Origin of the sequence: Acinetobacter sp. RF14B, assembly GCF_006864105.1 — a bacterium.
Taxonomy (GTDB): Bacteria; Pseudomonadota; Gammaproteobacteria; order Pseudomonadales; family Moraxellaceae; genus Acinetobacter; species Acinetobacter lwoffii_C.
The window spans coordinates 1-10,245 of sequence record NZ_SMTB01000090.1; the positions used below are offsets into that span (position 1 = coordinate 1).

The 10,245-nt window shown below is 44.3% G+C and carries 11 protein-coding genes; 5 read left to right on the forward strand and 6 right to left on the reverse strand.

Annotated elements, in window-relative coordinates; genetic code table 11:
• Together E2K52_RS11755 and E2K52_RS11760 are read left to right on the forward strand one after the other, a co-directional pair.
• The coding region (locus E2K52_RS11755) for a superoxide dismutase family protein (protein WP_171478854.1) at window positions 1–243 on the forward strand (243 nt) is incomplete at its 5' end.
• Window positions 244–459: 216 nt separating this feature from the next.
• The gene (locus tag E2K52_RS11760; RefSeq protein ID WP_151205269.1) at window positions 460–762 is read left to right on the forward strand and encodes a DUF3817 domain-containing protein; all 303 of its coding nucleotides are present in this window, start codon (window positions 460–462) and stop codon (window positions 760–762) included.
• Between the two features lie 159 nt (window positions 763–921).
• On the opposite strand, the gene E2K52_RS11765 is transcribed toward E2K52_RS11760, so the two are convergent.
• The 4 genes from E2K52_RS11765 to E2K52_RS11780 form a co-directional block, all read right to left on the reverse strand.
• Window positions 922–2,151 (reverse strand): MFS transporter, encoded by a 1,230-nt coding sequence (locus E2K52_RS11765; RefSeq protein WP_151205277.1) that lies wholly within the window; start codon window positions 2,149–2,151, stop codon window positions 922–924.
• 445 nt (window positions 2,152–2,596) lie between these two features.
• Window positions 2,597–3,061, reverse strand: coding sequence for a pirin family protein (locus tag E2K52_RS15475; protein WP_227548240.1), 465 nt, complete (start codon window positions 3,059–3,061; stop codon window positions 2,597–2,599).
• A 117-nt stretch (window positions 3,062–3,178) separates the two neighbouring features.
• A complete protein-coding gene (locus E2K52_RS11775) occupies window positions 3,179–3,556 on the reverse strand; it encodes a hypothetical protein (RefSeq protein ID WP_151205270.1) in 378 nt (125 codons plus the stop codon).
• 144 nt (window positions 3,557–3,700) lie between these two features.
• Window positions 3,701–5,110 carry an FAD-binding oxidoreductase gene (locus E2K52_RS11780; RefSeq protein WP_151205271.1) on the reverse strand — a complete coding sequence of 470 codons (1,410 nt, stop codon included), beginning with the start codon at window positions 5,108–5,110 and terminating at the stop codon, window positions 3,701–3,703.
• Between the two features lie 353 nt (window positions 5,111–5,463).
• Here E2K52_RS11780 and serA point away from each other — a divergent pair, with 353 nt between their 5' ends.
• From serA to E2K52_RS11795, 3 genes are all read left to right on the forward strand, one after another.
• Window positions 5,464–6,696, forward strand: a complete 1,233-nt coding sequence (serA, locus tag E2K52_RS11785; RefSeq protein WP_151205272.1) for a phosphoglycerate dehydrogenase — start codon at window positions 5,464–5,466, stop codon at window positions 6,694–6,696.
• Between the two features lie 124 nt (window positions 6,697–6,820).
• Complete coding sequence (locus E2K52_RS11790; protein ID WP_151205273.1) at window positions 6,821–7,696, forward strand: EamA family transporter; 876 nt, start codon at window positions 6,821–6,823, stop codon at window positions 7,694–7,696.
• A gap of 371 nt (window positions 7,697–8,067) precedes the next feature.
• Window positions 8,068–8,958 (forward strand): EamA family transporter, encoded by an 891-nt coding sequence (locus E2K52_RS11795; protein ID WP_151205274.1) that lies wholly within the window; start codon window positions 8,068–8,070, stop codon window positions 8,956–8,958.
• Window positions 8,959–9,017: 59 nt separating this feature from the next.
• On the opposite strand, the gene E2K52_RS11800 is transcribed toward E2K52_RS11795, so the two are convergent.
• Window positions 9,018–9,485, reverse strand: a complete 468-nt coding sequence (locus E2K52_RS11800; protein ID WP_151205275.1) for a hemerythrin domain-containing protein — start codon at window positions 9,483–9,485, stop codon at window positions 9,018–9,020.
• A 128-nt stretch (window positions 9,486–9,613) separates the two neighbouring features.
• A partial coding sequence (locus tag E2K52_RS11805) for a sulfite exporter TauE/SafE family protein (protein WP_151205276.1) occupies window positions 9,614–10,245 on the reverse strand: 632 nt, incomplete at its 5' end.

The following is a 10,245-nucleotide window of genomic DNA, read 5'->3' on the forward strand; positions in this document are numbered from 1 at the left end:
AGTCATTACAACCCGAACCAGGCACCCAACCACGGCACACCAAGCACCGGTCATTTAGGTGATTTGCCTGCCTTGAAAGTCAGCACCGATGGTACGGCACGAGTCACACTTCTGGCCCCACGTGTTAAATTAGCCGATATTAAAGGCCGTGCTTTAATGATACATGCAGGCGGCGACAACTATTCAGATCATCCATTGCCATTGGGCGGCGGCGGTGAGCGGATCGCTTGTGGGGTGATCTAAGCATTTATTGATATATAAAAAAACGGGCATTTTGCCCGTTTTTTTATATCAGTCTTGATTTAAAAATGAGTGTTTCAAAACCATTGAACGCTTAATAACCCAGTAAATCACTAGGGTATAAGCCTCTAAAATAACTCTTTTATTTATAAAATTTCTTTTGATTCAATCCGCAGTTTGGGTACACTCAAGCTTGATTGAACTCAATGGTGAATGTAGGTGAATATTAAAACTTTACGTCTGGTAGGCTTGGTAGAAGGTATTTCATTTCTGCTGCTATTATTTGTGGCGATGCCGGTCAAGTACATGCTGGGAAACCCGATTCTGGTGAAATATGTCGGTATGGGTCATGGCGTATTGTTTGTGCTGTTTCTTGTGGTGTTATTTGCAGTCTGTGAAAAACAGAAATGGTCACTCAGCATGTTTATTATGGGCTTAATTGCATCAATCCTGCCTTTTGGGCCCTTTATTTTTGATATGAAATTGAAAAAACTAGAACAGCCCAGTGCTGAAGAGGCCTGATCACTTCCGGTTCTCGCTGCTCTCAAAATATTTAGAACCGAGGAAGTTAATCATCCTCTCCTCCCTTAGGGAGAGAGTTTGCCCAATAATATTGCTCATTTCTTCACGAAGGCAAGGACTGTTTAGAGGGGGTCTAAAATATAGAAAACCTCTCAAAAGTTAAAACTCTCCACTCGCCTTTCTTTCCAGCATCAGCTGCTTGAGTTGCAGGCGTGGCCAGGTGAACCAAAGGGCGATTAAAATAAATGAAACACCGCAGTAAGCCCAAAGCTCATAGGCTTCATACGCTATGCGGACGGCTTCAATCACAATAAAGAAGCTCAGCATCAACAAGATAGACACTGTTGCTGCAACAGTACCTTTAGATACTTCAGAGGACATCAGGGCAAAGCGGTACAGTACCGAGAAACTAACACCTTCCCCTAGACTGATACAGGTAGTACCAATAAGCAGACAATGCAGAAAATAATCCGGAATCAGCAAGCCAACTAAAAGTAAAATTGTTCCCAATAACATCAGGGGCACACCAAGCAACACCGTCTGGCCGAGCGGCATTTTATCAATCACTTTCAGCAGAATTATATTTCCTAGAATTAACCCTCCTAAAACCGGGAACTGCGCCAGACCATATTGAAGACTGCTCAAGCCCAATTGCTCAACCAGAATGACGGGAGATAAGGCAATCCATAACATCAATGGCATGCTAACCAGCGGCAATGCCATGGTCATAATTACAAAGCGCTTATTTTTCAAGACCTGTTTAAAATTGTCCACAATATAGCTGATGGGCTGTTTGGGAATACTGATTTTAGGATTTGGCATTTTGGCCTTGAGTCCAAACCAGCTTAAAAGTGCCACAAAAGCAATCCCGATAAAACCCCAATGCCATGAGATATGATCAATCATAAAAGCGCCAATCACAGGTCCCAGAAGCGGGGCCAGCAAGGAAACATTGGCCATGAGTGCCATGACTTTAATTGCATCGCGTTCTTCAAAGTTTTCCTGAATGGCGGCATAACCGACAGCAGAAATAAAGGACAGGCCAAAACCCTGTAAAAAACGCAGAAAAAGGAAGCTCTGAATATTGGGTGCAAGTAAAATCGCCAAACAGCAGATGACAAAAAAGACCACTCCACCCAGCAGCACTTTTTTACGTCCCCATCGGTCTGATAATGGCCCTAAAATGGCTGCGACACATGCGCCGCCCAATAAAAAAAAGGACATCGACGATGGTGCCCATGAACTGCTGACACCAAAGTCACGGGTGATGGCCAGCATAGCCGGCTGGATCAGGTCATTACAGATATAGACCGAGAATTCAAACAAGACCAGTGCCAGTGGAAACATGAGTGTGGCGCGAGTCAGTTTTTGAGTGGGCGTGTTTTGCATAGGAGAGTTAATGCTCATCATCCTGAATCCACCCTTTTGAATTGAATTTAATCGGGCAAAATACAGATTGAATTTAATTAGATTATGCGCATTTTAGCAGAGTTCATGTGCAAATCCGTGCTGATCATGTTGGGGTTTTCAGGATTTTTTCATCTTCTGAAATAGCAAGATAACGAATAAAATTTCTTGTCTTTATCTCATTATAAGACTCTAATATTTCATCATAAGGATGAAAGCCACCCCGACCAGTACACATATACAGCAGCATGGTCTCACCTGATTGTGCTGAGAGCTGTATGGTTTCACCTTGTTTTAAAAAGACTTTATAAACTGGTATAGGCGTATGTGTCTGAGCCGAGCCTTCGGCTTATTGATACTGCCCTGCAATCACAAAGCCTGCATCATTTGGCAGTCATACTTTGGAAATCGGTGCATCGCGTAGATTTTAATAATGTGGTGGATTCATTTTGTCCTTGGCAGGCAAATTGATCCAGAGTGGTAGCATGTCAAAACGTCCGCCGCAGTCTGAACGGTCTTTGCTAAATACTCCTTTATGTCTAATGCCTGATGCTGCCGTCATCCACTGCACATCGCCTGCGGAAATGATGCCACCACTGCCACTTAAGTCGCGGTGTTCAACTTCATCTGCAAACATCAGGGTGACAGTTTCAAAACCACGAGGTGGATGGGCGCTAACGTCGTTCTGTAAATGACTGGCTTTGAGGTTGGCCGACCCTACGTGGTCGAGCAGTAAAAATGGCGATACGGTATTGCCCAGTTCGTAGAGGGAAAACACAGAAAGGACGGGCGAGAAACTGCCGACTGAAAGGCGAGTATCATCACGATGGATGAATGCGAGGATTTTCAGTTTGTTTTGCTTAATTGTTTTAGATAGTGAGAGTAGCCTCATGACTGAAGTGCTTGGAAAGGCACAATGAGTTTGTGAGTTACAGATAATCACCCAAAAGCAAAAAGCGCATCATCCAAATACGCTTTTCAGCACAAGCTGCTTAAAGAGCAAATAAAATTATGGACAAACTGCCTTCTGGAAAGTCTTGGTATTGGCTCCCCGCATACAGCGATATAACTTTTCAGCCTTGTGCATTTTCCAGTTTTTCTCTTCTTTTTTGAAATGATAAATCGTTTGAATGGATTTGACCGAATCATCCATTAATCCGGTTTCTGTTACCTTCACCTGTCCCACAGTCGGTGCTTCGCTTTTATTAAAAAACTGCCGGATTTCTACGGTTGCCAGTTCATCGCGTAAATCAGGCCGCATCTTCAGTACCTGATCCAGAGGGGTATCTGAAGAGGACTGCACTTTTGCAATCACCTGCTGTGTGGTGGCGCACCCTGACATTATCATTGTCAGGCCTAAAACTGTAAGTGTTAATAACTGTAACATACTGTTTAACCCCATGTTTATCTTTATTATTCACGAATCATCATGCAGCGCTTTTTAGCTTAAAACTATTTAAACTATGTAACTGCTCTGGTACGGGCATAAAAAAACGCACCTTTCGATGCGCTTTTTTCATTTCAAACCGCTTTAAAGGTCGAAAAGCTTGCCCGGGTTCATAATGCCTTTCGGATCAAATACTTTTTTCAGGGCTTTCATATATTCAATTTCTTCGGCTGAACGTGAGTACTCAAGATAAGGTTTCTTGGTCATACCCACACCGTGTTCTGCAGAAATTGAGCCGTCATATTTTTTCACGGTATCAAAGACATACTTGTTCACCACCTGACATTTGGTAAAGAATTCATCTTTGCTTAAGTGTTCAGGTTTCAGGATGTTCAGGTGCAGGTTACCATCACCGATATGACCAAACCAGCAGACTTCGAAGTCAGGATAATTTTCTGCCACAATCGCATCAATTTCTTTAATAAATGCTGGAACATGCGTAATGAGAACAGAAATATCATTTTTGTATGGTGTAAATGGGGCAATGGATTCAGAAATATCTTCACGCAGACGCCATAAGCTTTCTACCTGTTCCAGACTTTGGCTCAGCACACCGTCAAGTACCCAGCCCTGTTCCATGCAATGCTCAAAAATTTCCATCGCCTTGTCCATGATCGGTTCAAACGGCGCTTCAAACTCGAGCAGAACATAAAATGGACATTCGGTTTCAAAAGGACGCTGCACATGACCATTGGCCAAGACTTTCTGCATTGCCAGCTCACCAAAGAACTCAAATGCTGTTAAATCAATTTTCGCCTGGAAGGCATGCAATAACGGCATGATTGCGTCAAAATCAGGTACACCCACTACCATCACTTGCAGGTCTTGCGGTTGACGTTCAAGCTTGATTTCTGCTTCAGTCACCAGACCCAACGTACCCTCACCACCGATGAATAAGTGTTGTAGTGCATAGCCTGTTGCGTTTTTGATCATGCCTTTGTTCAGACGCAGTATATCCCCTTTACCGGTCACCACCGTCAGGCCAAGTATCCAGTTACGGGTCATGCCATATTTAATGACTTTAATCCCGCCAGCATTGGTGCCGATGTTGCCGCCAATTTGGGAGGAACCCGCAGATGCAAAATCTACCGGGTAATACATCCCCTGCTCTTCCGCATAATTTTGTAACTGCTCAGTCACCACACCAGACTGTACACGAACCATACGGTCTGCCGGGAAAAACTCCAGAATCTGGTTCATCTTGTCCATGCTCACCACGATTTCACCGTTAGCAGCGACTGCACCTGCGGACAGACCAGTACGGCCTCCTGATGGAGTGACAGCCACATTAAACTGATTGGCCAGCTTAACAATTGCCTGAACCTGTTCGGTGCTCGATGGGAACACGATGACCGACGGGTTTGGATCAAAGTGCTTGGTATGATCGCGACCCCAATTCTGGAGGCTATCCGTATCGGTTTTAATACGGTTTTCACCCACAATTGCAGTCAATTGGGTCAATAACTCAGGGGTTAAAGCGACTGGAGCATTCATCGTTTGCAGACCTAGCATGAATTAAACAAAAGAGACTTCGCCGGTTTATTTGCACATTTTTCAGACATAAAGACCTGTATGCAAATCAGGCAGAATATGCCGATTAAAGCATCAAAGAGAGGCGCGTTAACAGCACGGGGCAATATTATAAGCTATTTTTAGGGCTTTCCCTTAAAAAATGCTAATTTTGATAATATAGCTTTGAAAACGCTGGTTTAATTCAACCATTTTTATCATTTGTGCATCATCACTTGCGAAAATAGCTGCGATTGCCGTCATCAAGGAAATGTATAACCACCCCATTCCTGTGCTATTATACCGCGACTAAATTTGGCCTTTGTAGCGGAGCCGTAATGAGCCAACATCTATCTCTACCTAAAGATAAAATCCGTTTCTTGTTGTTAGAAGGCGTTCACCAAAACGCGATCGACACTTTAAATGCTGCTGGATATACCAACATTGACTATCGTAAAACTGCGCTTGAGGGTGAAGCGCTGAAAGAAGCGATTAAAGATGCACACTTTATTGGTATCCGTTCCCGTACTCAGCTGACTGAAGAAGTTTTTGAAGCTGCGAACAAGTTAATCGCAGTGGGCTGTTTCTGTATCGGTACCAACCAGGTGAATCTGGATGCAGCAATGCGTCGCGGTATTCCAGTGTTTAACGCACCATATTCAAATACTCGTTCAGTAGCTGAACTTGTACTTGCTGAAGCCATTCTCCTGCTTCGCCGTGTACCTGAAAAATCAACAGATACACATGCAGGCGGCTGGAACAAATCTGCTGTAGGTTCGTTCGAAACGCGTGGTAAGACTTTAGGTATCGTAGGTTACGGTTCAATCGGTTCACAACTTTCTGTTCTGGCTGAAAGCCTGGGTATGAAAGTAATTTACTTCGATACAGTGACAAAATTACCATTGGGTAATGCACGTCAGGTCGGCTCACTAAATGAATTGCTTGCCAATGCTGATGTCGTCTCTCTGCACGTGCCAGATGTTCCGTCTACACGTAACTTCATGACCAAAGAACAGTTCGCGCAAATGAAAGAAGGTTCAATCTTCATCAACGCGGCACGTGGTACCTGTGTCGTGATTGAAGACCTGGCCGATGCACTGAAATCAGGCCATCTTGCTGGTGCTGCGGTTGACGTATTCCCGAAAGAGCCTAAAGCCAACGGTGAAGAATTTGTTTCTCCGCTACGTAACATTCCAAACGTCATCCTGACCCCTCACGTGGGTGGTTCGACCATGGAAGCACAAGCAAACATCGGTCTGGAAGTGGCTGAGAAATTTGTCGCTTATTCAGATAAGGGTATGACACTTTCTGCGGTGAACTTCCCTGAAATTGCATTGCCACTGACTGAAGGTAAGCACCGTCTGCTGCATATCCACAAAAACATTCCGGGCGTTCTGTCTAAGATTAACAACCTGTTTGCTGAACATGGCATCAACATCTCTGGTCAGTCTTTAATGACCAAAGGTGATGTCGGTTATCTGGTCATGGACGTAGATGCGACTGCTTCTAAAGAAGCCCTGGATACACTGAATGAAGTTGAAGGTACAATCCGCGTTCGCGTATTGTTCTAATTCAGCTTGCCAGAAAACCACAGTCTTTAGGCTGTGGTTTTTTATTTTTGAAGGTTTTAAATTTCAAACCTGATCCGGCTAATGCTGCTCCTACCCTCTTTCCAGCCTCGAAACCAATTGAGTCATGCCCAGTTTTAAAATTGCGCCCTTCGTACAAGCACCGCTGATTTTACTGATCGCGATGATCAGCATGCAAAGCAGTGGCTCCTTTGCCAAATATCTGTTCGGTCAATTTCCAATCCTGACCGTTTCAGCCATGCGCCTGCTATTAGGCGCCTTGATTCTGGCACTGATTTTTAAAATCTGGCAGATCAGTTTCAAACAGGTAAAATGGGCGGCTATTCTCAGCTATGGCTTAGCCCTGGCAGGAATGAACATGCTGTTTTATCTGGCCATTGACCGCCTGCCACTCGGTATTGCGGTGTCTTTTGAATTTATTGGCCCTCTAAGTGTGGCGCTGTTTTATGCCCGGCAGAAAGCCGACTTTATCTGGGTCGGTCTGGCAGTGGTAGGGCTGATCTTACTCTTTCCTTTTCATCAAGCCGCCGAGCCACTCGATCCACTGGGAATTATTTTGGCTCTGGGCGCAGGTGCCTGCTGGGCTGTCTATATTGTTGCCGGACAAAAACCGTCGGGGGTGTCGGGCAATCATACCGTCTGCTTGGGCATGTTCGTCGCAATGCTGCTGGTGATGCCGATTGCCCTGTTTGCAGGCATGCCCACACAGGTTTTTGAACCTGGAAATCTTTTATATTTCATTATATTAGCTGTGCTGGCCAGTGTTTTACCTTTTAGCCTGGAAATGATTGCCCTGCGTAATATAACTGCCCTCAGCTTTGGGACTTTAATGAGTCTGGAACCTGCCATTGCTGCCCTGTCTGGTTTTGTATTTCTAGGTGAAAGCTTATTGTGGAACCAGTGGCTGGCCCTTGCCACCATTATCACGGCCTCAATTGGCTGCACCCTTACCACACAAAGACGCAAACAGCGTGCTGCTTAATTTGGACTTATTTTTTGAAATTATTTATCAGTTATTTTTTAAACTTTTAAAAGTATTGTGCATACTTAAATCAAACTAAAAATCACTTAAGTATAAAAATATAGTTTTATCAAAGATTGACTATAAATACCTTAGACTAAAACCAGCGATGTATTTTTAAATTCAAAACTTAGAACCTGCTATTTGACACTTTGAATTTAAAAATTTTTGACAATCATCTTTTGTGGAAAATTTGAATTCATGTGCTCTCTATCTACAGTATCTGCACATAAAATATTCTTCTGCTCTACGCATTACAAACAGCCCGCTTTGCTATAATTTCATTTTCCCCTATTGATTGATTATGCCTTTTTGGCATAAGTAGCACCTGCATGCCAAACACTCAACTCCTTGCGGTGGTGTACATGGTTTTATCCATGACTTCCTACCAGATCAGTGCTTCCTTCGCCAAGCAGCTATTTATGGTGCTTGATCCCATCACTGTGACCATTTTAAGGTTATGTTTCGCGGCAGTTATTGTCTGTGTCATGTTCCGCTCCTGGAACATTATTCGACGCTTACGCTTCTTGAAATGGCGGGATCTGCTCTACTATAGCGCAGCTTTGGGCGTGATGAATATTCTGTTTTATTTATCGCTAGGCCGCCTGCCACAAGGTATCGCGGTAGGGCTGGAATTTATCGGTCCGCTGGGCCTGGCACTGATTTCAATTCAGCATCGCAAAGATTATGCCTGGGTCTTGTTGGCAATTTTAGGGATCATCCTGATGGTGCCTTGGGGGCAGGCTCATAGCAGTAATTTCGACCTGATTGGCGCGGCCTGTGCGCTGGGTGCAGGTCTGTGCTGGGCCTTGTATATCTATTTTGGACAACGTGTCGTACAGCAGAATATCGGCATGCATGCGCTGACGATTGCTATTACACTTTCCGCGTTCTGTTTATTACCCATTGGTTTATATAACAATGCTCCAGCCCTGATAGAGACCCAGTACTGGGGAAAAGCCTTGGCGATTGCCCTACTGGCCACTGCTATTCCTTATGCCCTGGATTTAAAAGCCCTGCAATACCTGAACAAAACCACCTATGGTACGCTCTCCAGTCTGTCTCCGGCCTTGGCTGCACTGGCCGGGTTTCTACTGCTGGGTGAAAAAATCACTCTGCTTCAAACCGTGGCACTGTTCTGTATTATGCTGGCTTCAGTCGGGGTAACCTTAAGTGAAACGCGTAAAAAATATAAAACCCCAAAAATCAACAAGCTGAATTAACTGATTCAAAGATGGTTATCCAGCCATGGTGTGGTGTGATGTAATTTTAAATGCAAAGATTAGCTTTGGACCAGCGTATCTTTGTTCATGTCTTTATAATGCTGGTATTCCCGCTGATATTGTTCAGCCAAAGCCGTCTTTTGTTGCTCATCCAAAATTTTACCAGCCTGCTGAAAGAAACCGTGTTCTTCCTCTTTTAAATGGTGATGTACCTTTTCAGACAGTTTTTTTGCCAGCGCAATCCACCCAGGATTACTGAGTTCCATCGCCGTCAGTTCTTCGACCATTTCATCCATTTCATGGTGTTCTGCCAGAGCATGACGGGTGATACTCAGACCGGAATCCGTCATCATCAATGGAATATAGAAATAGCGGTCTTCCGCCGTCTCATGGGCAAACAGTTCATTTTTGAGTTGCTTGAACAATTCACGGCGTTCAGGTGAATCCCCGGAAGTCTGTAATAATTTTTCTGCCAGCTCGCGCTGAATCTGGTGGCTTTCTCTTAAAGCTTCAAAAATCGTCTGCATCATGACTCCTGTTTCATTTTTTGTTCTTCATGCTGCTGATTCTAGAGAGTTTTTAAGAGTTAATCTGGCATAGTTTGTACAGCTGTTGCTATAAAAAGGTTAATATCGAGAATGGTTTACATCTAGTTTCAAGCCCGGAACAGCTGATAGCTCAAACGGCAAATCAGCAAACTGACCAGTATCAGAAACAAAATCCGGATAAAGCCACTGCCATATTTAAAAGCCAGTCTAACCCCCAGCAGCGAGCCGGCAATATTCGCCACTGCCATCATGGCACCGAGCAGAAATAGCACATGGCCACTGGGAATAAAGAAACTTAAAGCCGCCAGGTTGGTGGTGAAGTTGGCGATTTTTGAAAGTGCCGATGCATGCAGAAAATCTACGCTCAGGTAACGGATAAAAAAGAAGATAAAGAAACTGCCCGTGCCGGGTCCAAAAATTCCGTCATAAAATCCGATCAGCAAGCTGCCCAGTGCTGCCAGAATCAGCATTTTTTTATTCGGCTTTTGCTCGACATGTAACTGGCCGAACTGCTTTTTCATGAAGGTATACAGTGCAATCACGATCAGCATGAACAAAACAAAAGGCTTGAGAATATTGACTGGAATCAAGGTAACACTGGCTGCGCCCATAAAAGCACTGACCAAGCTGCACAGCGCAATCACGCCCAGCAAGTTCCAAGGCAGTTTGACCTGCCTGAGGTAAGACCAGGCCGCAGAACCGGTGCCAAAAATCGAAGCCAGCTTGTTGGTGCCAAATA